Genomic DNA, 24,611 nt, shown 5'->3' with positions numbered 1-24,611 from the left:
GAGGGGAAGCGGGAGCCGATGTCCGAGCTCGAACGGCTGACGGCACGGCTGGCGGCCGTGCTCCCGCCGGACGCCGTCGTCACCGATCCCGTGCGGCTGCGCACCTACGAGTGCGACGGGCTGACCCACCACCGGGCGACCCCCGGGGTGGTCGTGCTGCCCGAGACCGCCGAGCAGGTCGCCGCGGTCGTGCGGCTGTGCGGCGAGCACGGCGTGCCGTTCGTCGCCCGCGGGTCGGGCACCGGCCTGTCGGGCGGCGCCCTCCCCCGCACGGACGGCGTGCTGATCGTCACCTCCCGCATGCGGCGGATCCTGGAGATCGACATCCCGAACCGCCGGGCCGTGGTCGAGCCCGGGGTGACGAACCTGGCCATCACCGAGGCGGTCAGGGACCAGGGGTACTACTACGCCCCCGACCCCTCCAGCCAGCAGGTCTGCTCGATCGGCGGCAACGTGGCGGAGAACTCGGGCGGCGCGCACTGCCTCAAGTACGGCTTCACGGTCAACCACGTGCTCGCCGCCGAGATCGTCACACCGGACGGGGAGATCGTGGAGCTGTCGGACCGGGACCCCGGCTACGACCTGCTCGGCGCGTTCATCGGCTCCGAGGGCACGCTCGGCATCGCCACCAAGATCACCGTACGGCTGTCGCGGGCGCCCGAGGCGGTCACGACCCTGCTCGCCGCCTTCACCGGCATCGAGGCCGGCGGGCACGCCGTGTCGGCCATCATCGCGGCGGGCGTCGTGCCCGCCGCCATCGAGATGATGGACGCGCTGGCGATCGAGGCGGCCGAGGCCGCCGTCCACTGCCGCTACCCCGCCGGAGCGGGAGCCGTACTGGTGGTGGAGCTGGACGGCCCGCATGCCGAGGTGGAGCACCAGTTCGCGGCCGTGGAGCGCATCTGCCGCGACGGCGGCGCCTTCGAGATCCGGGTGGCCGCCTCCGCCGAGGAGCGGGCGCCCATCTGGAGGGGCCGCAAGTCGGCGTTCGCCGCCGTGGGCCGGATCAGCCCGGCGTACATCGTGCAGGACGGCGTGGTGCCGCGGACCGCGCTGCCGCGCGTGCTCGCGGGGATCGACCGTCTGCAGGAGGAGTACGGCATCCGCGTGGCCAACGTCTTCCACGCGGGCGACGGCAACCTCCACCCCCTCGTGCTTTTCGACGACTCCGTGCCCGGCGAGGCCGAGCGCGCCGAGGCCGTCAGCGGGCGCATCCTCGACCTGTGCGTCGAGCACGGCGGGTCGATCACCGGGGAGCACGGCGTCGGCGTGGACAAGGCCCGCTACATGCCCCGGATGTTCACCGAGGACGACCTCGACACCATGCAACTCGTGCGGTGCGCGTTCGATCCCCGGGGGCTCGCCAATCCGGGCAAGATCTTCCCCACCCCCCGCCTGTGCGGCGAGGTGCCGGGAGTGCGCAGGGGCGCCCATCCCCTGGTCGAGGCCGGCCTCGCGGAGCAGTTCTGATGGCCGCGCGGGACGTCCGGGACGCGCTGGAGGAGACCGGTGTGGCCGTGCGCGCGGCCGGCGACGGGGACGAGGTCGCGGGCGTGCGGCCGCGCTGGGTGGCGCTGCCCGAGTCGGCCGAGGAGATCGCGGCCGTGATGCGGGTGTGCGCCGCGCACGACCTGGCCGCCGTCGCGACAGGCGGCGGGACCAAGCTGCACTGGGGCGCCCCTCCCGCCCGCTGCGACGTGCTCGTCGACCTGTGCTGCATGAACCGGGTGCCGGAGCACGCGGCGGGCGACCTGGTCGTCCGGGCGCAGGCCGGGGTGACCGTGGAGGCGCTGGCGCGCACTCTCGCCGAGGGAGGTCAGGAGCTCGCGCTCGACGTGCCCGTGCCGGGCACCACGGTCGGCGGGCTGCTGGCCACCGGCATCGCCGGGCCGCGCAGGTTCCGCCACGGCACCGCCCGCGACCTGCTCATCGGCGTCACGGTCGTGCTCGCCAACGGCACGATCGCCAAGTCGGGCGGGAAGGTCGTCAAGAACGTCGCCGGATACGACCTCGGCAAGCTGTTCACCGGTTCGTACGGCACGCTCGGGATCATCGCGGACGCGACGTTCCGCCTCCATCCCCTGCCCGCCGCCCGCGCCTGGGTGACGGCGACCGTCGAGCGGCCGGTGACCGAGACGGAGCGGGTCATGTCGGCGGCCGACGTCCTGCTGACGGCGGTCCCCGCCGTGACCGAGTCGCCGCTGGAGCCGAGCGCGGTGGAGATCGACTGGCCCGACGTGGACGGTCCCTGCACGCTGGCGGTCCTCGTCGAGGGCGCGGCCGCGGCCGAGCGCGCCAAGACGCTGTGCGAACTGCTGGGCGAACCGATGGGTGGGACGGCGGAGGTGACCGAGGAGCCGCCACCCTGGTGGAACCGGCTTCCCTCGTCGGACGACGACACGCTGCTGGAGCTCAGGATCGGGGTCTCCTGCCTTCCCCACATGCTCCCCGCGCTGAGGGAGGCCGCCCACACGTCGGGGGCGCGGCCGGCGATCCGCGGCTCACTCGCCGCCGGGACCCTGCACATCGGTCTGCGGGGCCTGCCCAATGAGATCGCCGGGTTCGCAGGCCTGGTGCGTGACGACGCCGAGGGGATGTTCGACGGCCGGGTGGTCGTGCTCGCCGCGCCCCAGGAGGCCGCGCGCCGCCTCGACCGGTGGGGACGCGTCGGCGCGCTGCCGTTGATGCGCCGGGTCAAGGAGCGGTTCGATCCCGATCGCCGGCTCTCCCCCGGCCGCTTCGTGGGAGGCATCTGATGGACCCCGAGCTGATCAGAGACTGCGTCCACTGCGGGTTCTGCCTGCCCACCTGCCCGACGTACGTGCTGTGGGGCGAGGAGATGGACTCCCCGCGCGGGCGCATCCACCTCATGGGCCAGCACGTCGAGGGCACACCGCTCACCGACGCGATGGCCGGCCACTTCGACGCCTGCCTGGGCTGCATGGCGTGCGTCACCGCGTGCCCGTCGGGCGTGCGGTACGACCGCCTAATCGAGCAGACCCGCGCGGTCGTCGAGCGCGAGCACGTGCGCCGCCCGGACGAGCGCGCGATCCGGGCGCTGGTGTTCGCGCTGTTCCCCTACCGGCGCAGGCTCCGGGCGATGCGGCTGCCCATGCGGCTGAGCAGACGCCTGCAGCCGTTCCTCGAACAGGTGCACCCCTCCCTCGGCGCGATGGCCGAACTGGCGCCCGACGTCCCCCGGCCCGTACGGCTGCCGCCGCTGGTGCGGGCGAGGCGACGCCGCAGGGCGCGGGTCGGGCTGCTCACCGGCTGCGTGCAGGGCGAGTTCTTCCCGCAGGTCAACGCGGCGACGGCCCGGGTGCTCGCGCTGGAGGGCTGCGACGTGGTGATCCCGCCCAGGCAGGGCTGCTGCGGGGCGCTGTCGCTGCACTCGGGCCGCGAGGCCGAGGCGCGCAGGTTCGCCCGCCGCACGATCGCGATCTTCGAGCGGGCCGGGGTGGACGCCGTGGTGGTGAACGCGGCGGGCTGCGGGTCGAGCATGAAGGACTACGCCGAGGTGCTGGCCGGCGAGCCTGACTGGGCGGCCCGCGCGGAGGCGTTGCCGACCCGCGACCTGGCGGAGTTCCTCATCGAGCTGGGACCTGTCGCCGGGCGCCACCCGCTGCCGGTCACGGTCGCCTACCACGACGCCTGTCACCTCGCCCACGCCCAGGGCGTGCGCGCCCAGCCGCGCGAGCTGCTGCGCGCGATCCCGGGGCTGGAGCTGCGGGAGGTCGAGGAGTCCGCCATCTGCTGCGGGTCCGCGGGCACCTACAACCTCTTCCAGCCCGAGGCGGCCCGGCAGCTGGGCGACCGCAAGGCCGAGCGGGTGCTCGCCGCCGGCGCCGGCCTGCTGGTGTCGGCCAATCCGGGATGCACGATGCAGATCGCGGCCGCCGTCCGCAGGGCGGGCAAGGGGGATATGCGGGTCGCGCACACGGCCGAGGTGCTCGACGCCTCGCTGCGCGGCCTCGAACCCGGCATGCTGGGACGGTTCCCGCATTGAGGATGACACCGCCGAGGAGGAGGACGCGGTGAGCGTGCAGAGCGTCGACCGGGCGCTGGACGTGCTCGAGGCACTGTCCGAGCACGGCGGCCAGGCCGGTCTGTCGGAGATCGCCGCCACGACCGGCCTGCCGTACGGGACGATCCACCGGCTGTTACAGACGCTGCTGGCCCGTGGGTACGTCCGGCAGGAGTCCGACCGGCGCTACGCCCTCGGCGGCGCGCTCGTGCGGATCGGCGGCGTGGCCGAGCGGATGCTCGCGGTCTGGGCCGAGCCCTACCTCGCGAGGCTCGTGGAGCTGTCCGGAGAGACCGCCAACCTCGCCGTGCTGGAGGGCGACTACGTCGTCTACGTGGCCCAGGTGCCCTCGCCGCGCAGGCTGCGGATGTTCGCCGAGGTGGGCCGCCGGGTGCTGCCGCACAGCACGGCCGTCGGCAAGGCCCTGCTGGCCGGGCGGGACGACGCCGAGGCGGTGTTCCGGCGCACCGGCCTGCCCCGCCGTACGGACCGGACGATCACGGCGGTCGGCGAGCTGCTGGAGGAGCTCGGCCGGGTGCGCGACCGGGGGTACGCGCTCGACCTGGGCGAGGAGGAGAGCGGCGTCCACTGCATGGCCGTGCCGGTCCACGACGGCGGGCGGGCCTTCGCGGCGATGTCGGTGTCCGGACCGGCCGAGCGCATCGACGCGGTCGACCGCGAGGAGCTGGCCGCGATGCTGCGGAAGGTGGCCGAGGACTTCGGCGCCGCCGTCTTCCGCTCCTGACCGCGCCACGGATCGGTCAGTATGGGGTCATGTGCCGAAGCATCAAGACCCTGCGCCCGCCGTTCACCGACGAGGTGACCGAGGAGGACATCCGGGCGGCGGCCCTGCAGTATGTCCGCAAGATCTCCGGCTTCCGCGCGCCCGCCGCGCACAACGCCGAGGCGTTCGACCGCGCGGTCGAGGAGATCGCGCAGGCCAGCACGGCGCTGCTGGCCTCCCTCCAGGTCCGCGGCTCGGCCGCCCGATAGCGCCGGAGCCGAGCACCGGAGTCCGAGCACGGGGTCCAACCACGGGGGTCCGACCACGCGGGTCCAAGCCGACCACAAGTGCCGGGCGGGACAGTGGCCGCATGGGTATGATCTCCGACTTCCTCATGGCCCGGCGGCTGCGCAAGGGGCCCACGCTGCTGCTGCCGTACGCGCCCGATCCCGCGACCGTTCTGGAGACGGTGCGGCTGCACGACCCGCAGGCCGGGCCGTACGGGCGGGGCTTCAAGATCGGCGAGAACGTGGAGCTGCGCGGGCCGATCGAGCTGACCCCGGAGCTGGCGGCCAGGGCGGGCCTGCCGGCGGGCTGGGCGGCCGCGTTCTTCGCGCGCAACATCGACAGCGAGGCGGGCGGCGACTTCGCGCGCCCGAGCCTGCTCGTACGGGGCCTGGCCGAGCGGCTCGGCGGCCGGGAGCACCCGGAGTGCCAGGAGCCGCCGGAGGACCTGGCCGAGGTCACCGGCGGGCGGCTCATCGCGGTGGACGAGGTGATCGGCCTGCTCGCGGACGACGTGCCCGGCCTGGCCGTCACGACGGTGACCGACGCCGGCACGACGCTGCTCACCAGCGCCGAGAGCCCGATCGAGGTCTTCGTCACCGAATGGGACGCCGACGACGTGACGTACGAGCTGTCCGCGGACGGAGGTTACGGCACGGACGTTCCCGCCGCCGCCCGGCGGGCCGCCCTCGCGATCGCCGAGCGCACGGGCGGGGTGGCCCGTGACCACAACGGGTTCCTCGTCACCGGGTGAGCACATCGGGTGGAACCGGCCCGGCGGGCACCGAGCGGAGCGACGCCGGGCTGATCGAGGCCTCGCCGGCCACGCCCGAACTTCTCGCGTCTCCGCGGGTCCGCGGGACGCCGGCCCCCGCCTCGCCCGCGCAGGGGTGATCGCCCGTCCTGACTGGAACGCTTTGCAGCAGACGGGAAGCGTGTCACGATAAATGATCGCATCGGCGGTTTCCTAGGGAAAGGGGGCGGACCGATGCCACCTGCGATCGTCGGGCATGAAGGTCCCCTTGCCGGTCAGCGTTTCCCGATCGACGACAAGCCGATCACCTTCGGTCGCAGAGGTGACAACAGTGTGGTGATCACGAGCGAGAGGGCCTCGCGCTTCCACGCGGAGGTGCGCCGCGAGGCCGAGGGCTACGTGCTACTCGACCGGGGCAGCAGCAACGGGACGCTGGTCAACGGCAGGCGTGTCACCACCCATGTGCTGCGGCCCGGCGACACGATCGCCATCGGAGGGGAGACATTCCGCTTCGAGGCGTTCGACGACTCAGAGACGGTCGTGAACACCTCCCTGATGCAGCGGTTCCGCCAGTCGGTTCCGGACGTCGAACCGGAGCAGGTCCTGCACGTCACCGTCTCCGGCGGCGGGCCCGTCGGGCTGGCCTTCGCCCTGCTCCTCGAACACCTCATGGGGCAACGGGTCACCATCACGATCTACGACGGCCGCTGGACCGAGGACGGGCCGCGGATCGTGTGGAAGAACGCCACGCAGGGCAACAACCGGCGGCAGCAGGTCGTGACGGTGCAGAGCCGCCAGTATCTGAACCTCCCGGAGGACGTCCAGTCGCGGCTGTTCACCGAGGGGTCCTACAGCGAGATGTGGCCGGCCGGTCCGGACTCGATCCGCGGCTACGGCCCGCGGAACATCCGAATCGCCTACATCGAGGACACCCTGCTGGAGATGGCGAACGAGAGGTCCGCCCGCATCCGCCTGGTGCCCGAGACATTCGACGCCGCGGAGCGCCAGGACGCCGTGGCCAAGGAGCACGTGCTCGCCATCTGCGAGGGAGGGCGCTCGCGGACCCGCGAGCACTTCACCGACAGGTTCGGCCGGGCCGACGACTCGATCTTCTCGCTCGACGGCCGGCACCTGCAGGACGTGGTGCTGGGGCTGCGGGTGAAGTCCAGCCTGCCGGACCCGGCGATCGTGCTGCTGACCGTGGCGCAGAACCGGTTCCTCCTGAACTCCCTGCGCGGCGAGGGCTTCCTCAACATGCGGCTCACCGACGACGAGGCCGCGGAGGTCGTCGGCATCGACCCCGTCCGGCACGTGTTCGAGGAGTGCGTCGCCTCCAGCCCCTGCCTGATGGAGCGCACCGAGGACGGGGACTTCCACTGCTCAACCCACCACACGCTGTTCCTGCCCGCCCTGATCAGGGGTTCGGCACTGTGGAGGCGGGCGAAGGAAGGGCTCGCGCTCTTCGGCGTCGCCGACGGCGACGTGAGCGCGGTCACCGCCTTCCGGCTGGACATGGTGCAGCGGCCGCGGTTCACCGCCCGGTTGTACTCCCCCACCTCGACCACCCCGGGGACGTACGGGTTCCTCCTGGGGGACGCGGCCAACGCGATCCACTTCTGGCCGGGGCGGGGCCTCAACAGCGGGCTGGCGTCGGCCATCTCGCTGGCCCGGTCGCTCAACCGCAACTGGCGCGGCAGGCCGTTGCGGGACGCCGACTTCGTACGGCACGAGGCGGCGATGTCGATGCTGCAGTATCGGCACAAGAGCCGCGCGTGGAACGCGATGGTGACCACCGACGAGCAGGGGGTCACCCGGGCGATCAAGGACACGATCGTCCAGGGCATCGAGGAGGGCCGCGCCGCCCCGGCCAGGGAAGCGGACATCGACGCCCTCATGGAGCGCCTGCGGCAGATCCGCGACCGCCTGTCCCCACGTGTTCCCGGCATGCCCGACGACGCGACCCTCATCCGGCACCTGCGCGAGCTGCGGAGCGAGACGCTGCGTACCCTGCTGGTGAGCGGAGCCTGGGAGACGCTGACGGTCGGCGGCGAGGAGGTCGACATCGACATCTTCGACCAGCCGGTCTCCGCTGCGTCCCCCGTGGCGTCCCCTGCCGAGGGGGCGCTCGTCGCGCGGCAGGCGGACGGACAGACCAGGCGGCCCGACGGCACGCCTTCCGGCTGACGTCGCTCCGGCGAACCACGGAACCGGCCCGGGCCGTCCGGCGGAGTAGGGGTGAAGGGCGCGACGACGCCCACGGAAGGACTCCCCTATGAACGGACACAACGGGTGGTGAGGACGGTCGACGGCGACACGCGCCTCCCCTCGGTCGCGACGGATCGCCGATCCGACGGCACCCGCGACACTGACGAGGCGAACGACAGCGGGCCGGATCGCGCCCCGGCGACGTATCCCGGCGTCGCCGGCGACGAGCCGAGCGACTCCGGGCTGATCGAGGCGTCGCTGACCGCGCCCGAGCGGTTCGCCGGCGTCTTCGACCGGCACGCGGACGAGATCCACGCCTACGCCGGTCGCCGTCTCGGCCCCGAGCACGCCGACGACGTGACGGCCGAGACGTTCCTCGTGGCGTTCCGCAAGCGGCACCGCTACGACACCTCCCGGCCGGACGCCCGGCCCTGGCTGTACGGCATCGCCGGCAACCTCATCTCCGGGCACCGCCGGTCGGAGGTGCGCCGGCTGCGGGCGCTCGCCCGTGCGCCGCGTGACGCCGGCGAGCGCGGCGCCCACGAGGAGGAGCGCGGGGCGGAACGGGCGAGCGCCGCCGCCCTGCGGCCCGCCCTCGCCGCCGCGCTGGCCGGGCTGTCGGCCGCCGAGCGCGACCTGCTCCTGCTGGTCGCCTGGGCCGACCTCTCCTACGAGGAGGCGGCCGAGGCGCTGAAGATCCCCATCGGCACGGTCCGCTCGCGCCTGCACCGGGTGCGCGCGAAGCTGCGCCGTCATCTCGACCTTCCCGAGGAGAACGTGTGATGACCGACGAGATCGACCTGGTGGCGCGTGAGCGGCCCGACGTCGCACCCTACTCCCTGGCGGCCAAGGCGGCCGTGCGGCGGCGGCTGGCCGACCCAACGAGCCGTCCCGCCCGCCCGCGCCCGTACCTGCTTCTGGCGGGCGGGACGGCGTTGCTCGCCGCGGCGGGCGTCGTCGCCGTCACCACCGTGCCGACGGAACCGGAGGCCCGGCCGGCGAAGGTGAGCCCGGGAGTCGTGACGCTGCCGAAGGTGTCGGCCATGTCGGCCGAGGAGGTGCTGGGCAGGGCGGCCGGCGCGGTGACCGACCTGTCGCCGCGCGACGACCAGTTCGTCAAGGTCAGCTCCCAGACGATGTACGAGGCCGACGTGGCCGGCGAGGACGAGAAGGAGTCCCGCTACCTCTACCGGACGAAGCGGACGATCTGGCTGTCCGCCGACGGCACGAGGGACGGCGCGCTGAGGATCGAGAATCTGGAGCCTCACGCCTACCCCGGCTGGCCGATCCCGCCGGAGGCGTACACGGAGAAGGGCACCGAGTGGATGCGGCTCCCCGCCTGCAACAGCGTGCGGGACACCGCCTACACGAACCTGAAGAAGCTGCCCGCCGACCCGGAGAAGATGCGCGCCTACCTGTACGACCGGCCGCACGGCGACAATCCGCCCGACGCGGAGGCGTGGACGGCCGTCGGCGACCTGCTGCGGGAGACGTACGTGCCGGCGCCCCAGCGCGCGGCGCTGTTCAAGGCCGCCGCCACGATCCCCGGGGTCACGGTGACCGAGAACACCGAGGACGCCGCCGGGCGGACCGGCATCGGCGTCGGCCGGGTCTCCCGCGGGGTGCGTGCGGAGATCATCTTCGACCCCTCCACCTACGAGCTGCTCGGGGAGCGCGGCGTCGTGGTGGACGAGAAGGAGGCGAAGGCGCCCACCGGCAGCCTGGTGGCCTCGACCGCCCAACTGGAGGTCACGGTCGACGACACCGCGCCCGAGGTGAAGGACCCCCACTCCGGCTGCCTCTGAGCTCCCGCCCGTACGGCCCGCCGTACGGGCGGCGATTTGTCAGTGGTGATCTCTAGCCTCCGGCACATGACAAACGCGACGCAGGCGTACAGCTACGCCGCGCCTTCGATGCTGGTGGACGGACGCCTCGGGCTCTCGACGTCCGGCGGCAGAGCCCTGAGCGGCCCCGCCGTGGCGCCGAGGTTCTTCAGCGGGGTGGTGACCCAGGCGGCGCCCGCGGCGGCGGCCCTGCTGGGCGTGGCCGACGTGGCCCTCACCCGCTATCACCAGCCGCGTCCGGGGTGGACGCGCGATCCGGTCGTCACGTGCGGCGGCGACCGGCTGCGGTTCGAGTCGTTTTCCGCCTGCGGCGGGGTGTACGCCCGGCTCGACCTGCTCGAGAACGCCCTGGACGGCGAGGTGTTCGACCGGGGGACGACCAACGTCGACGTCAACGGCCCGCTGCGGGAGGCGCTGGCGCGGGTGGGCGCGCGCGACCCGCTGCACCTCGGGGTCGGCGCGGACGAGCTCACGGTGACCACGCTCGACGGCGCGGTGGTGGAGAAGAAGGTGCCGCTGCCCGAGCGGTGGCTGCGGGGGTTCGCCGAGGTACAGGTGATCGCGGCGCGCATGGACCTGCGGGCCGAGCTGCACGGCATGAGCGCGGTGCGGTTCCTGCGGTCCCTGCCCAAGCGGGCGACGGCCGACCTGTGGGTCGCCCCCGCGGGCCGCGACCTGCGCGTCGCCGACCGGCCGGGCCCCGGAGCGGTGTGCCTGTCCGGCGTGGGCCGCCTGGCGACGCTGCTGCCCCTGCTCCGCTTCGCCAGGAGCCTCAAGGTGTACGGCCCGGCCGCTCCCGGCGGACCGGCGTCGAGCGCGTGGGAGCTGGAGCTGCCCGGAATGCGCTACACGCTGGTCCTGTCGCCGGAGCGCTGGCGCGGCTTCTCCGGCGAGGGCGCGGTGCTGGCCGACCTCGCCACCGACGAGGCCGAGGCCGACGCCGACGTGGTGGGGATGCTGCTCAACTTCGAGCCCGAGGTGGAGATCGGCCTGCTGGCCGACCGCGCCGGGCTGTCCTCCACGCGGGTGCGGGCCGCCCTCACCCAGCTCGGCACGGCCGGGCGGGTCGGCTACGACCTGTCCGACGCGGCGTACTTCCACCGCGAGCTGCCCTACGACAGGGAGCACGTGCAGCACCTCAACCCGCGGCTGACGGCCGCGCGGGCGCTGGTCGAGGCCGGCGCCGTGGAGATCACCGGCGACACGGCACGCGTACGGACCGACGGCGGGGTGCGGGAGGCCGGCCTGACCGACGGGTCGTGCACCTGCCCCTGGTGGTGGGACCACCGCGGCTCACGCGGGCCGTGCAAGCACGTGCTCGCGGCCAGGATCGCCGCGCGGCTCACCCCCGAGGCCGCGCTGTCCACCACGCAGACCGGCATGGAGATGAGCTCGGAGAATGGCCCGGTGAGCGCTTGACAGGAGGTGCGCGACCTCGGCGGACGCTCGCCGCCGACGCCGCCGGAGGCGATCTCCCCTAAGATCGTCCTTCTTTGACCCCGGAAAGGGCGCCGAGTGTTACGACAGCGTGCGGGGTGGATCGTGGCCGGGGCCTACCTGGCGATCTCGGCCGTCGGCGCCGTGATCACGGCCGTCACCGGGCGTCTCGACGCCCTTTGGGCGGCCGTGCTGTGGTATCCGCTCGACGACCACTCCTTCGACGGCCTCACCGCGGCGCCTGTGGCGGCCGCGGTGGGTCTCTTCACGATCCTCGCGCTCAAGACCTGGATGCTCCGCCAGGTCTTCACCTTCCCCCCGCGTGCGCCTCGGCCCGCGGACCGGCGGACGGTCTGGCTGCGGCGCCTGCTCTGTCTGGCCGTCGCCCAGGCCCTGATCCCCCCGCTGCCGGCCGTACGGCTCCCCGACCTCGCCGGCGAGGCGCTCACGCTGGCCCTGTGGTGCCCGCTGCAGGTGCTGTTCGCGCTCACTCTCCGCGGACGGCTCCGGGTGTTCGCGCTCGTCACCGCCTGGCCGGGGTCCGCAGGCCTGGCGGTGATCGCGATGGACGAGGTGCCCGGGGTGCGGGCGCCCCGGGTCCTCCTGTTCGCCTGCCTGGCGATGGCGGCGGCCTGGCAGGTGGCCGTCCTCTTCGGCCAGCACCGCGACGGCCGCTGGAGCCGCGACACCGTCACGGCCGGCTGGCGCCACGTCACGGTGTCGCTGGCGACCCCTCTCGCCGCCGTCGCCGTCCTGTGGGCGTTCAGCTACACCGCCCCGCTGATGGAGATGCTGGAGGAGTTCGACGTCTTCCTCGCGGTGTGGCTGGCCCGCTCCGCCCGCGAACTCACCGGCCCGCGCGGCACGCCGCCGGAACCTGCGCCGCTCCGCCCGTCCGGACCGGTCCTGCTGGCGGCGGTCCTGCTGCCGTTCCTTGTGCTGGTCGGGCCGGAGGAGACCGCCCGCCCCGCCTACAGCGGCTCGTGGTACGACGCCGGGCCACCCGAGGCGACGCGGCCCGAGGACGGAGCACGCGCGGACCACGAGAGCTACGTCGCGGAGGCCAACGCCCGCTGCCGGGACCCCTGGCCGCGGCTGCGGGCCCGGCGGCAGGGCACGGCCGCGTACTTCCTGTTCGAGGGCGGGGGATACGGCGTGTACGACCCGGAGGACACCACCCAGGGCGAGGACCCCTACGCGAGCGTGGACGACGGGTTCCTCGGCGCGGCGGGCAGTTCCGCGGTCGTGATGACCTACGGCGAGAACGAGCCGATGTGCCTGACCGTCAAGGCGTTCGGCTCCGCTCCCCCGCTGCGGTTGAAGGGCTGGGCGCAGGCGGCCGAAATCGGCCTGGTCAGCCGCAGCGGCCGCCTGGAGGTGCCGTCGTACGCCGACGGCGGCGACGAGGGCGCCGGGGCCCGGCTGCCGAACCTGGCGGTGAAGGGCCCCGGACGCTATCGGCTGCGCGTCTACGCCCGGGGCGGCGAGGGGGCCGAGGAGCACCTGGTCGTCGTGTTCCCCGGCCGGTCGGCCAAGAAGACCGTCTACCGGTGAGCCGGACCTTTCACTTGCACTGCTCCAGCATGGCCGCCTTGTCGGCGGAGGTCACCGGCAGCTCGTACTTGAGGGCCACCTGGGCGAACCGCACGGCGTAGGAGCAGCGGATTTCGCGGCGGGGCGGCAGCCAGGTGGCCGGGCCCGAGTCGCTCTTGGAGCCGTTGGTGGAGCCGTCCACGGGGATCAGGTTGAGCGGGTCGTTGGCGATCTGCTTGCGCTTGCTCTCGCTCCACCGCGACGCGCCCATCTGCCAGTCGTACGACAGGGGCATGACGTGGTCGATCTGGACCTCCGCCGCGTGCGACTTGCTCCAGTCGATGGTCTTGCCGGTGTACGGGTCGTACAGGGTCATGGAGGCGATGACGCAGTTCGACCCGCTGCGATACTTGATGTCCCGGCCGTCCCGCTTGAGCAGGTCGTTGCGGGTGTCGCAGCCGTTGCGCCCCCACGGCACGTCGTCCACGTTGTCGGCCCAGGCGTAGCCGAACTTGTCGCGGTCGTAGCCGGTCTTCGGCCCCCGGCCCTTCGTCGCCACCTTGTCGATCAGATCGCGGGCCTTCGCCCGGTCCTTGTCCGACGAGATCGCCTTCAGGCCGGGGCCGGTGCCGTCGGGGTTGTCGAGCGGGTTGACGCCCCGCTCCGTCCCCGAGTCGCCCTTCGCGCCACCGCCCTGCCCTGTGGGGTCGCCGTCCAGTTCGGGCATCGGCCCGCAACCCGCCAGTACGGCCACCGCCACCGAGATTCCGGCGATCAACCGGGTACCACGCCCGCCCACTGCCACCCCTAGGTCATGAAATATCCCTCTCAGATATAGCAAAGTGTAAAAAAGTGGCAAAGGAGGCGCGCAGGTAAGCCGCGACGGTACGACGAAAGGGGCGCGGCACGCCGTGCGCGCCACGCCCCTCGAACGGGCCCGATGAACGGCCCGATGGATCAGGTCCGGTGGATCAGGCCGGAATCCAGTCCTGCCAAACGATCTTGTTGGCGTCGACCCACTTCTTCGCGGCGGCCTCGGCGCTCATCTTGTTCACCGCCATGTCGTAGGCCACGGCGTTCTGGTCGTCGTTGGTCCACGTCCAGTTCTTGATGAACTCGTACGCCTTGCCGCCGGTCTTGGAGAACTTCACGCTGACGATCTTGTCGAGCAGGTACGGCGGATAGTCGCACTTGATCGTCTTGACGTTGGCGTCACACCCGATGGCGTACGGCGGAAGGTTGATCTTGACGAGCTTGAGCTGGTTGAACAGCCACTGCGGCTCGTAGAAGTACATCAGCAGCGGAGTCTCGTTCTCGGTGGCCTTGCGGGCCGCCGCGATCAGCGCGTCCTCGCTGCCGGAGTAGACCACCTTGTACGGCAGGTTCAGGTTCTTGATGAGCGCCTCGTCGTTGGTGACGAAGGACTTGTCGCCGGCGAGGAACTGACCCAGGCCGTCGCTTTTGTCGGTCTTGAACAGGTCCTTGTACTTGGGCAGGTTGTGCCAGTCCGTGATGTCCGGATATTTCTGGACCATCCACTCGGGGACGTACCACCCGATGACGCCCTTGTTGCCGTCCTCACCCGCGGTGATCGCGACCTTCTTGTCGTCGATGTATTCCTTCTTCAGCTCCGGATGGCTCCAGTTCTCCAGGACGGCGTCGACCGTCCCCTTCTCGAAGCCCTTCCAGGAGTCCGCCTCGCCGCTCTCGATCTTCTCGACCTTGTAGCCGAGCTCGTGCTCCAGGAGATAGGCGACGACCGCGGCGCTGGCCTCGTAGCCGATCCAGGGGTTGACCGCGAGTCGTACGGTCTTCGTGCCGCCCACGGCGCCTGCTCCGGCGGCGTCATCCGAACTCCCGCCACTGCAGGCGGTCATGGCCAGCGCGAGCGTCAGCGCGCCGGCAAGGAGACGGATCCTCATATCTAGCCTCATCTGATGTCGTACGGGCGGCGAACGCGAGCGGCGGGGCCGCGGCGACACCGGCAGAGTATTCCACAACAAGCGGGATCGGCCGCGATCGTGGGGATCGCGGCCGACGAGTGCTCACGCCCGGACGGGCGCACGGCGTCGTGATCCTCAGATCACTTGGGCATCCAGGCCTGCCACTTGGCGGTGTTGGCCTCCACCCACTTCTTGGCCGCGTCCTCGGCCGACATGCCGTTGTTGGTGATGTCGTCCGCGACCGCGTTCTGGTCGTCGTTCGTCCACTGGAAGGCCTTGACCAGCTCGTACGCCTTGCCGCCGGTGTCGGCGAACTTCTTGCTCACGATCTTGTCGAGGTCGTACGGCGGGTAGTCGCAGGCGACCTTCTTGGGGTCGCTGTCGCAGCCCTCCGTGTAGGCGGGGAGGTTGACCTTCACCAGCTTGACCTGGTTGAACAGCCACTGCGGCTCGTAGAAGTACATGAGCAGCGGCTTCTTCTGCTCGGTCGCCTGCTTGGCGGCCTTGATCAGCGCGGCCTCGCTGCCCGCGTAGACCACCTTGTAGTCGAGCTTCAGGTTCTTGACCAGCGCCTCGTCGTTGGTGACGAAGGACGGGTCGCCGTCCAGCATCTGGCCCTTGCCGTCCGACTCGGAGGTCTTGAACAGGTCGGCGTACTTGTTCAGGTTCTTGTAGTCGGTGATGTCGGGGTACTTCTGCACCATCCACTCGGGCACGTACCAGCCGATGACGCCCTTGTTGCCGGTGCTGCCCGCCTCGACGGCGACCTTCTTCTCCTCGATGTACTTCTTCTTGAGGTCCGGGTGGCCCCAGTTCTCGATGACGACGTCGATGTCGCCCGACTCCATGCCCTGCCAGGACGGCTCCTCGGCGAGGGTCACCTTCTCGACCTTGTAGCCGAGCTCGTGCTCCAGCAGGTACGACACCACGGCGGCGCTGGCCTCGTAGCCGACCCAGCCGTTGATGGCCATCTTGACCGTGCCCGCCGCGGACGCGCCCGCGGAGCCCGCGGCGCTCGCGCTCGGCGCGGCCGCGGAGTCGTCCTCGACCTTGGCGCCTCCGCAGGCGGCCGCAGTGAGGCCGAGAACGAGCACCCCTGCGATTAGGCCTAACTTCTTCATGCGTTCCTCTTCTTGTGGGGAGAGCGGCGCCCGTTGGCGCCTTGCGTGATCCGGTCGAGCATGACTCCGAGGAGGACCAGGGCGACTCCGGCGGTGAGGCCCTTGCCGTAGTCCTCCTGCTGCGCGATTCCGGCCACGACGTCGTATCCGAGGGCTCCCGCGCCGACCAGCGCGCCGATCACCACCATCGCCAGCGTCATGACGATGCCCTGGTTCGCCGCGAGCAGCAGCGAGCCGCGGGCCATCGGAAGCTGGACCTTCCAGAGCAGTTGCCGGTCGGTGGAACCGGCCGACTTCGCCGCCTCCATGACGGTCGCGGGGACCGTCCGCAGGCCGTCCTCGACCAGGCGCGCGACCACCGGCACCGCGTAGATGAACGAGGCCATGATCGCGGTGAAGCGGCCGTTGCCGAACAGGGCGACGGCGGGCAGCAGATAGGAGAACGACGGCATCGTCTGCGCGGCGTCCAGGAGCGGGCGCAGCCCGGCGGCGAACCACCGCCACCGCGCCGCCAGCACGCCGAGCGCGAGCCCCACCGCGATGGTGATCACGGAGGCGACCAGCACGATGGTGAGCGTCTCCATCCCGTGCTGCCAGAGTTGGAGCGCGGCGACGCCCACGAGGCAGCCCGCGGCGATCAGGCCGGCCGTCGGCCCGCTCAACCACCAGGCGAACGCCAGCACCGCCACCGTGACCAGCCACCAGGGAGCGCTGGTCAGCACGTCCTGCAGCGGGTTGAGCAGGCCGTACGCGACGGTGTCGTTGAGGAAGCCGGTGAAGGTGTACCAGTGCGCCTCGATCCAGTCGGCCACGTCGTTGATCGGCCGGATGACCTGCACCTGCCACTGCTCGGGGAACTCCTGTGCCAGCACCGGGGTCAGGGCGAGCCCGGCGGCGGTGAGGACGGCGAAGCCGCCCCAGCGGACGGCCCTCGCCCGGGTCCCGCCCTCGCGCCGCTGCGCCGCGGCCCGCGTCACGCGGTCGAGCACGATGGCGATCAGCACGATCGCAACGCCGGGCACCAGCGCGGCGCCGACGTTGACCCGGGCGAGCGCGCGGAGCAGGTCCACACCGAGCCCGGGCGCCGCGATCAGCGCGACCAGCGGCACCATCGACAGCGCGGCGGCGATCGTCTGGTTGACGCCCAACATGATCGTGTTGAGCGCCAGCGGCAGGCGGACCTTGCGCAGCGTCTGCCACCCGGTCGCGCCCAGCGACTCCGACGCCTCCACCACGACGCCGGAGACCCGCTGTATGGCCAGCGACGTGATCCTGATCGCCGGCGGCATCGCGTAGATCATCGTGGCGAACGTCGCGGACGCCGGCCCGATGAGGAACAGCAGCACGATCGGCGACAGGTACGAGAACGTCGGCATGATCTGCATGACGTCGAGCACCGGCGTCACGATCCGCCGGACGCGGGCCGAGCGGCCCGCCCAGATCCCCAGCGGGATGCCGAACAGCAGCGACAGCACCACCGCGGACAGCGTCAGCGCGAGCGTGTCGACGCTCGCCTCCCAGAACCCGAGCACGCCGACGCCGGCGAAGCCCGCGAGCGACACGAGCCCGATCCGCCAGCCGCCCGCGAGCCAGCCGAGACCGGCGGCCAGGCCGATGAGCCCCGGCCATCCCAGCGCGACCAGGGCCCCCTGGATCAGCGTGTAGAGCTCGGACACGCCCAGGCGGAGGTAGTTGACGACGTACAGGAAGATCGGGTTGCTGTTGCGGTTGGCGTCGACCCAGTCGCGGGCGTCGTTGAGCCAGTGGAACAGGCCGGCGTCGTCGTCGTGCGGCAGCACGGCCTTGCCGCGGAAGGCCACGTAGAGGGCCACCACGGCGACGACGCCGACGACCGGCGGGACCCACCGCGGCAGGCGCCGGACCCGCGTCGGCGCCTGTACGGGCGGCGCCACCTGAACAGACGCGCTCACCATCTACGCCTCCCCGGACGCGCCGGCGGAGGCGACCGCCGCGCCCCCGCGCGTGCTCTTCTTCGCGGGCGCGGGCGCGTCGTCCTCGCCCTCCGCCGAAGGCTGCTCCGACGCCTTCGCCGTCGACGCCCGCGGTTTCCTGCCACTCGCGGCGGCGGGTGCGTCGGCGGACGCGTCCGCTCCGCCCTCGGCCGGGGGCTTCGGTGCCTTCTTAGTGGCGGTGGCACGCGTGCTCGCGCGCCTTCTCTTCGGCGGTGCGGCGGGAGTGTCGCCCTCGGCCGGTGGCTGCTCCTGTTCGGCCGAGCCGGAGGCGACGGGCTCCTCACCGCCGGTCTCCGCCGAGTCAGTGGGCTCTTCGGTACCGGCCGCCTCCTCCGGACCGGCGGGCTCCTCAGGGCTGGCGGACTCTTCGGCGCCGGCAGGCTCCTCAGGGCTGGCGGACTCTTCGGTGCCGGTGGGCTCCTCCGGAGCGGCGGACTCCTCCGAGCCGGTCGGCTCTTCGGTGCCGGCGGGCTCCTCAGCGGGCTCCTCAGCGGGCTCCTCAGCGGGGTTCTCGGCGGGGTTCTCGGCGTGCTTTTCGCCGGCTTCCTGGGCGGGGGCGGCGACGACCACGCGCTCGGTCTCGGGCCGCACCGCGCCGAGGAGGTCGACGCGGCTCACCACGCCGACCAGTTCGCCGTCGGCGACGACCCGGATGGGCCGGTCGGACGCCATCGCGGCCGGGACCGCGTCGTGGATCACGGTGTCGGCGGGGAGCTCGGGACCGTCGAGCGGCTCGTCGGGCTCGGGGTCGCGGGAGATCCAGCGCAGCGACAGCACCTGCGCCCTGGGAACGTCCCGCACGAAGTCGGCCACGTAGTCGTCGGCGGGCGCCCCGACCAGTTCCTCGGGGGTGCCCACCTGCACGATCGCGCCCGCACGCATGATCGCGATGCGCTCGCCGAGCTTGAGCGCCTCGGACAGGTCGTGGGTGATGAAGACCATGGTCTTGCCGACCTCGCGGTGCAGCCGGATGACCTCGGCCTGCATGTCGCGGCGGATCAGCGGGTCGAGCGCGCTGAACGGCTCGTCGAACAGCAGCACCTCGGGGTCGACGGCGAGGGCCCGGGCCAGCCCCACCCGCTGCTGCATACCACCCGACAGCTGCTCGGGATAGGAGTCCTCATGGCCCTCCAGCCCGACCAGCGACAGGATGCGCCGGGCCTTCTCGTGCCGCTCGGCCTTTCCGACGCCCTGGATCTCCAGGCCGTAGCCGACGTTGTCCACGACCTTCCGGTGCGGCAGCAGCCCGAAGTGCTGGAATACCATGCTCACCCGGTGACGGCGAAGCTCCCGCAGCTGCTTGGCCGACATGGCGCGCACGTCCTGACCGTCGATGCGCAGTTCGCCCGCCGTCGGCTCGATGAGCCGGGTGAGACAGCGCACCAGCGTCGACTTGCCGCTGCCCGACAGGCCCATGACGACGAAGACCTCGCCCGGGCGTACCTCGAAGCTGACGTCCCTGACGGCGGCGGTGCACCCTGTCTTCGCCCGCAGTTGCGCGGGCTCCAGGTCGGCGTCGGGGCTGCCGATGATCCGGTCGGCCTTGGGACCGAAGATCTTCCAGAGCCCGCGAACCTCGATCGCGGCTGTGCCCACTCTGATTCCCCTCACTTGGCGATCGCCCGCGAGGCGGCGTGGACGCCCGGAAACGCCAAAGCACGGCGCGAGGGCTGCCGCTCGCACGCCGTGAATGAAGAGCGGGGGGCCAACGACTCCTCAGGGCACACGCACAGGCGTTGCGCTACGCGCAACACGGATCCTGTTTTGACAACAGGTCTGAGGCTAGGGCCCTGCTGCCCCTCATATGGTGAAAAATGCCACCTAAACTCCATATCGTGATCGTCCGGTGATCTTTCTCCTCACGGGCCGTACCGGGCAGTGAGGGCGCGGCGGCACGGCGTGAGGACCCACCCGGCGAGGTGGCACCCGGGTCGGGCTCAGGTGGCGAGAATGCCTCCGTCGACCGGGAGCACCGCCCCGGTGACGTACGAACCGGCGTCGGAGGCGAGGAAGACGGCGGCGGCGACCAGCTCCTCCGGGTCGCCCGAGCGCTTCATCAGGACCCGCTGCTCCCGCACGCGGTCGAGGTATCCGTCGGGATACTGCGCGGTCATCTCCGAGTCGAAGAAGCCCGGCTCCAGGCAGTTGACGCGGATGCCCCGGCGCGAGGTCCACTGCTGGGCGAGGTCGCGGGTGAGGCCGACGACGGCGGCCTTCGACGCACTGTAGGCCGCCTGCGGTAGCCCGGCCGTGGTCTCGCCGAGCACGCTGCCGATGTTGACGATCGACGATCCCGGCCGCATGACCCGGGCGCAGGCCTGGGCCATCCAGTAGGTGCCGTTCAGGTTGACGTCGAGCACGCGGCGGAACTCGCCTGGCGTCTCCCGCAGGGCGGGCACGGCCGTGCCGACGCCCGCGTTGTTGATCAGCACGTCGACGCGGCCGAGCTCGCCCATGGCCGCGTCGACGAGGGCCTGGCACTCCTCGGGGACCGACACGTCGGTCGGGACCGCCAGGCAGCGGCGGCCGGTCTCCTCGACCAGCCGCCGGGTCCGCTCCAGGCCCTCGGGACGGCGGGCCCCGATCACCACGTCGGCGCCCGCCTCCGCCAGGCCCCTGGCGAAGGCGACGCCGAGCCCCGACGAGGCCCCCGTCACGATGGCCACCTTGCCGTCAAGACGGAACCGGTCCAGGATCACGCCGCCTCCTCGCTCAGGAATCGAACCCGACTCTAGAGCAAGGTTTTGCCAGGGTGACGGGCGGGCGGATCAGAGGCCGTACTCCTTGGAGATCCGCTCGTGCCGCTCGGCCTCGATGCCGACCTCACGGGCGAGGTCGAGCCACGCCAGCGGGTGGGACCACTGCTCGGTGACGTCGTCGAGAACGGCGTCGAGCTCCGCCGGCCGCACGGCGGGCGGGATCGCGATCCAGCCGAACACGCCGGGGAGCTGCTCGCCGGTGGCCGGGTGGGTGACGCGGTAGTTCTCGTCGCTGTAGACCCACATCGGCCAGCCGCGCTCGGCGAGGACCTCGTTGAACTCGGCCCACTCGTCCTCCGACGGCGCCGCGCCGTCGAAGAACCAGCTCGTGTAGCCGCCCGGGCGCAGCATCGTCACCCCGGCGAACGGGATGACGAAGCTCTCCCGCTCCTGCTCGTCCTCGGGGATCGGCTCCAGCGGGCGGGGGTCGATCACGACGACGTCGCCCGCGTTGTACTCCATGCCGCGCGGCTGCGGGATCGCCAGGCGCGCGGTGGCCGGGCCGGTCCGTACGGCGAGCACCTCCCGCTGGCTGCCGTCGGGGGCGGGGAGGATCACCCGGACCAGGTGCCACTCCTCCTCGATCGGGCCCTCGCCCGGCTCGATCGGCATGCCGAGCTTGGCGCCGGCGGCGCGGACGGTCGCCCAGTCCTCCACGGCGGTGGACAGGACGATGAGCCGCCAGACGTCCTCCTCCTCGCCCTCGCCGGAGTCGAGCAACGGCTTGAGGATCTCGGCCGCCTTGACGTTGTCGCCGAGCTGCTGGGCGGCGCCCGACCACAGGCGGCGCGCCTCCAGCCCGCCCTCGTGGGCGACCGCCTGCTCGGCCTCGGCCGCCGTCTCCTCCCAGCGCTCTCGCGCGCGGTGGAGCCGGGCGAGCGCGAGGTGCGAACGGGTCTCCGGCAGCCGGGCCGCCAGGGTCTCCACCCGCTCGTCCTGCCCGGCCTCGATGAGCAGGCCGGTGAGGTAGGAGATGTCCTCGTCGCCGGCGGCGGCCGGGTCGCCGTCCTCGACGATCGTCTTCCAGTAGACGTCGGCGCCCACCGGGGCGTAGCCGAGGAACCCGAGCGTCGTGGTGTGGCGCCGGGTGGCCTCGAGGTCGGTGCCGGACAACGGCCACAGCCAGCCCACCCACCGCTCGGGGTCGGCCGTGCGGCCGTCGGCGGCGTCGAAGTAGGCCACCAGCTCGTCACGGGGGCCGGGCGGCGCAAGCTCCTTGGCGGCGTCGGCCGCGGCGCGCAGCTCGGCCACCCGCTCGGCGAGTCCCTCGGTGACGCGGAGGTCGGCGATCGCGGCCTCGGCGTAGTCGGCCAGCAGGCGGGCCTGCCACAGGCCCTGCCGGGCGACCGCCAGGTGCCCGGCCGTCAGCGCCAGCTCGAACCTGGCGCGGTGGCCGCCCACACTCTCGAAGTAGGCGATCCACTGACGCAGGATGCGGCCGAGCTGCCAGGTGTTGGCGATGCCTTCGGTGAGCATGCGGACCGTGCGCGCCCACTCCACCCATTCGCGCGCGTGGTCGCCCACCACGTCGAGGTCGGGCAGCGCGTCCACGGCCTCCTGCACACGGCCGAGGGTGGCCAGCACCTGCGACCTGAGCAGGGTCTCGCGGCGGCCCTTCGCGACCGGGTCGTCCGGCTTGAAGCCGGTCGAGGCGTCGAGCGCGGCCAGGGCGTCGTCCGGGCGTCCGGCGGCGAGCAGGGCCCGCGCGGAGGCGGCGCCCAGCTCCCAGCTCGCCTCGCGTCCCTCGCCGCGCAGGCGCTCGACCGCCGCCTCGGCGTACGCGACGGCCTCGGCCGCCTGGCCCGCGTCGATCAGGGCCGCGACGTACTGCGTGGCCAGGCCGGAGAAGGCGAGGGAGTCCGGGCCGACGCCGTCGAGGGCCGCGCCCAGGGCGGCAAGCCGGGTCTCGGCGTAGCCGGGGCCGTCGGTGTTGGCCTGGGCCATCGCCAGGACCTCCACCGCGCCGGGGGCGGCGGGACAGTCGCGGACGTCGTCACGCTGGGCGAAGTCCGCCAGCGCGACGGCGTCGTCGAGCGCCGCCGCGCCGATCGCCCGGTCGCCCACCCGGCCGAGCAGGTGCCAGTAGCGCGCGAAGAACTCCAGCCACGGCTTCTCCAGCGTCTCGGCGTGCTGCGCGATCGCCGGCGCCACGACGTCGAGCTGGGTGAAACGGCCCTCCAGCGCCTGCGCGGGCACGTCACCCAGCGCCATGGCCAGCCCCGTGTTGCCCGCCTCGTGCAGTTCACGCTGGGTGCCACCGACCCAGGCCCAGATGTCCACGTCCATGAGCAGTCAGTCTGCCAGGTCGCCGACCATGACCCAAACGAACGCGGCCTTCTGCGCACCGGCGCGTCAGCGGCCCCGGGCCGCCTGGGACGCCTCCCGGAGCAGGGCGCACAGCTCGGCGAGCTCCGCCGGCCCGAGCGCCGCGTACGCGCGTGCGACGAGATCGTCGGTCAGCTCCTCCGCCCCGGCCCTGCGCGCCGCGGCCTCCGCCGCCGGCTCCGGGTAGGGCTCGGGCCAGGCGAGGAAGCGGGCGACGTCGGAGGTGCGGTCGTACGGGATCGGCGTCCCGGTGTTGTCCGCGCCCACGAGGGTGGCGTCCAGCGGACCGAGTCCGTGCGCCACCACGGCCGTCGCGTGCCGGGCGCCGCGCAGTTCCCGCACGACGTGCAGCAGGTGGGCCGCCAGGGCGGGCCCGCCGCCGGGCCGCGGCATGGCCCGCCACCCGGCGAACAGCGGCGCGCAGAACGGGTCGGCGCCGTCGGCGACGGCGGCGAGCAGCTCCGCCAGCCGGTCGGCGTTCCCGAGCCCGGCGAGCCTGCGCCGTCCCCAGTCGTGGCAGGCGCCGGCGTAGAGCGCGGCGGCCTCCTCGGCCGGGAGCTTGCGCCCGCCCTCCCACGACTCGCGGACGTGCCCGGCCGGGAAGAAGACGACCGCCGCGAGCACGACATCGGCGTCCACCTCGCCGAGGACGCCGCACCTGCCACGGAAGTACATCTCGCGTGGACCGAGGCCGTGGCGCTCGCACAGCGCCTTGACCTCCCGGGAGATCATGAAGCCCCCGCCGAGGGCCCCGACGGCCGCCTTCGTCTCCACCACCGCGTCACGCGGGTCCATGCGCCCTCCTCGGTCTAATCTCCAGACCCAGGGTGGCGGATCAGAACAAGGTTCTGCAAGTCACTGAAACGATCAGAGGACGGCGGGCCACTCCCCCGAGGCGACGAGGACGGCCGGCCCCGACAGGTAGCTCGTGTCCTCCTCAAGCGTGACGGTGACCGTGCCGCCGAGCACCCGGACCTCCCAGGTGCCGGTGGTCTCCCCGGCGGCGTGGGCGGCGGCGACGGCCGTCGCGACCGCCCCGGTGCCGCACGAGCGCGTCTCCCCCGAGCCCCGCTCGTGCACCCGCATGGTCACCTTGTGGTCGCCCACGGCGTTGAAGATCTCGACGTTGACACCCTCCGGGTAGTCCTTGCGGTCGAAGTCCGGCTCGCGGCCGAGGTCGAACCCGGCCACCGGCTCCTCTACGGCGCACGCCAGGTGAGGGTTGCCCATGTTCACGTTCACGCCGCGGCACTCGCGCCCGTCGACGACCGCGCGGCTGTTCCCCAGCACCCGCGGCCTGCCCATGTCCACGGTCACGTCGCCCGTCACCCCGAGCCGTACGCGCTTGAGGCCCCCGCGGGTGGCGACGGCGAACTCGCCGGGCGCCGCGAGGCCCGCGTCCACCAGGTAGCGGGCGAAGACCCGGACCCCGTTGCCGCACATCTCGGGGATGCCGCCGTCCGCGTTGCGATAGTCCATGAACCACTCGGCCTCGCCGGCGAGCGCGGCCACCTCCGGGCAGAGCTTGGTGCGCACGACGCGCAGCACCCCGTCGGCGCCGATGCCCGCGCGCCGGTCGCACAGCGCCGCGACGTCCGCCGCGGACAGGTCCAGCGTGGCGTCGGCGTCCGGCAGGATGACGAAGTCGTTCTCGGTGCCGTGGCCCTTCAGAAACCGCATGGCA

19 protein-coding genes and 1 pseudogene are annotated in these 24,611 nt (G+C 72.5%); 11 read left to right on the top strand and 9 right to left on the bottom strand.

Features of this window, described 5'->3' with window-relative positions; all coding sequences use genetic code 11:
• The first annotated feature begins 18 nt into the window (after positions 1-18).
• The 11 genes from FLW16_RS06390 (at position 19) to FLW16_RS06340 (ending at position 12,827) form a co-directional block, all read left to right on the top strand.
• The gene (locus tag FLW16_RS06390) at positions 19-1,470 is read left to right on the top strand and encodes an FAD-linked oxidase C-terminal domain-containing protein (protein ID WP_142558599.1); all 1,452 of its coding nucleotides are present in this window, start codon (positions 19-21) and stop codon (positions 1,468-1,470) included.
• Positions 1,470-2,756, top strand: coding sequence for an FAD-binding oxidoreductase (locus tag FLW16_RS06385; protein WP_142558597.1), 1,287 nt, complete (start codon positions 1,470-1,472; stop codon positions 2,754-2,756). The genes FLW16_RS06390 and FLW16_RS06385 overlap by 1 nt, the downstream gene beginning before the upstream one ends.
• Positions 2,756-4,006, top strand: a complete 1,251-nt coding sequence (locus FLW16_RS06380) for a (Fe-S)-binding protein (protein WP_142558594.1) — start codon at positions 2,756-2,758, stop codon at positions 4,004-4,006. Before FLW16_RS06385 ends, FLW16_RS06380 begins: the two co-directional genes overlap by 1 nt.
• Positions 4,007-4,034: 28 nt before the next feature.
• Complete coding sequence (locus FLW16_RS06375; RefSeq protein ID WP_260614952.1) at positions 4,035-4,769, top strand: IclR family transcriptional regulator; 735 nt, start codon at positions 4,035-4,037, stop codon at positions 4,767-4,769.
• A gap of 29 nt (positions 4,770-4,798) precedes the next feature.
• Positions 4,799-5,017, top strand: a complete 219-nt coding sequence (locus FLW16_RS06370) for a DUF2277 domain-containing protein (protein ID WP_142558590.1) — start codon at positions 4,799-4,801, stop codon at positions 5,015-5,017.
• 101 nt (positions 5,018-5,118) lie between these two features.
• Positions 5,119-5,787, top strand: coding sequence for a hypothetical protein (locus tag FLW16_RS06365; protein WP_142558588.1), 669 nt, complete (start codon positions 5,119-5,121; stop codon positions 5,785-5,787).
• 234 nt (positions 5,788-6,021) lie between these two features.
• Positions 6,022-7,971, top strand: coding sequence for an FHA domain-containing protein (locus FLW16_RS06360; protein ID WP_142558585.1), 1,950 nt, complete (start codon positions 6,022-6,024; stop codon positions 7,969-7,971).
• A gap of 108 nt (positions 7,972-8,079) precedes the next feature.
• Complete coding sequence (locus FLW16_RS06355; RefSeq protein WP_142558583.1) at positions 8,080-8,775, top strand: RNA polymerase sigma factor; 696 nt, start codon at positions 8,080-8,082, stop codon at positions 8,773-8,775.
• Positions 8,775-9,797 carry a CU044_5270 family protein gene (locus tag FLW16_RS06350; protein ID WP_142558581.1) on the top strand — a complete coding sequence of 341 codons (1,023 nt, stop codon included), beginning with the start codon at positions 8,775-8,777 and terminating at the stop codon, positions 9,795-9,797. The genes FLW16_RS06355 and FLW16_RS06350 overlap by 1 nt, the downstream gene beginning before the upstream one ends.
• Positions 9,798-9,863: 66 nt before the next feature.
• Complete coding sequence (locus tag FLW16_RS06345) at positions 9,864-11,255, top strand: SWIM zinc finger family protein (RefSeq protein WP_142558579.1); 1,392 nt, start codon at positions 9,864-9,866, stop codon at positions 11,253-11,255.
• Positions 11,256-11,351: 96 nt separating this feature from the next.
• Entirely contained in the window at positions 11,352-12,827 is a 1,476-nt protein-coding gene (locus FLW16_RS06340; RefSeq protein WP_142558576.1) for a hypothetical protein, read from the top strand.
• 10 nt (positions 12,828-12,837) lie between these two features.
• Here the strand turns inward: FLW16_RS06340 and FLW16_RS06335 are convergent, their stop codons facing one another.
• From FLW16_RS06335 to dapF, 9 genes and pseudogenes are all read right to left on the bottom strand, one after another.
• Positions 12,838-13,584 carry an HNH endonuclease family protein gene (locus tag FLW16_RS06335; RefSeq protein WP_260614951.1) on the bottom strand — a complete coding sequence of 249 codons (747 nt, stop codon included), beginning with the start codon at positions 13,582-13,584 and terminating at the stop codon, positions 12,838-12,840.
• A gap of 193 nt (positions 13,585-13,777) precedes the next feature.
• Positions 13,778-14,728 (bottom strand): ABC transporter substrate-binding protein, encoded by a 951-nt coding sequence (locus FLW16_RS06330; RefSeq protein ID WP_142558574.1) that lies wholly within the window; start codon positions 14,726-14,728, stop codon positions 13,778-13,780.
• Between the two features lie 161 nt (positions 14,729-14,889).
• A complete protein-coding gene (locus FLW16_RS06325) occupies positions 14,890-15,870 on the bottom strand; it encodes an ABC transporter substrate-binding protein (protein ID WP_142558572.1) in 981 nt (326 codons plus the stop codon).
• Positions 15,867-17,804, bottom strand: coding sequence for a proline/glycine betaine ABC transporter permease (locus FLW16_RS06320; RefSeq protein WP_142558570.1), 1,938 nt, complete (start codon positions 17,802-17,804; stop codon positions 15,867-15,869). The genes FLW16_RS06325 and FLW16_RS06320 overlap by 4 nt, the downstream gene beginning before the upstream one ends.
• A 627-nt stretch (positions 17,805-18,431) precedes the next feature.
• Positions 18,432-19,454, bottom strand: a pseudogene (locus tag FLW16_RS06315) (glycine betaine/L-proline ABC transporter ATP-binding protein); the annotation flags it as partial.
• Positions 19,455-19,780: 326 nt separating this feature from the next.
• Positions 19,781-20,542 (bottom strand): SDR family NAD(P)-dependent oxidoreductase, encoded by a 762-nt coding sequence (locus FLW16_RS06310; protein ID WP_260614950.1) that lies wholly within the window; start codon positions 20,540-20,542, stop codon positions 19,781-19,783.
• A gap of 69 nt (positions 20,543-20,611) precedes the next feature.
• Entirely contained in the window at positions 20,612-22,888 is a 2,277-nt protein-coding gene (locus FLW16_RS06305; RefSeq protein ID WP_142558568.1) for a tetratricopeptide repeat protein, read from the bottom strand.
• A gap of 66 nt (positions 22,889-22,954) precedes the next feature.
• Positions 22,955-23,722, bottom strand: coding sequence for an SCO6745 family protein (locus FLW16_RS06300; RefSeq protein WP_142558566.1), 768 nt, complete (start codon positions 23,720-23,722; stop codon positions 22,955-22,957).
• 72 nt (positions 23,723-23,794) lie between these two features.
• Positions 23,795-24,607 carry a diaminopimelate epimerase gene (gene dapF, locus FLW16_RS06295; protein ID WP_142558564.1) on the bottom strand — a complete coding sequence of 271 codons (813 nt, stop codon included), beginning with the start codon at positions 24,605-24,607 and terminating at the stop codon, positions 23,795-23,797.
• Between the last annotated feature and the right edge of the window lie 4 nt (positions 24,608-24,611).

This window comes from Microbispora sp. KK1-11 (assembly GCF_006874435.1).
Taxonomy (GTDB): Bacteria; Actinomycetota; Actinomycetes; order Streptosporangiales; family Streptosporangiaceae; genus Microbispora; species Microbispora catharanthi.
Note: the sequence above shows the minus strand (reverse complement) of the source record. Positions and strands in the feature narration are given on the sequence as shown.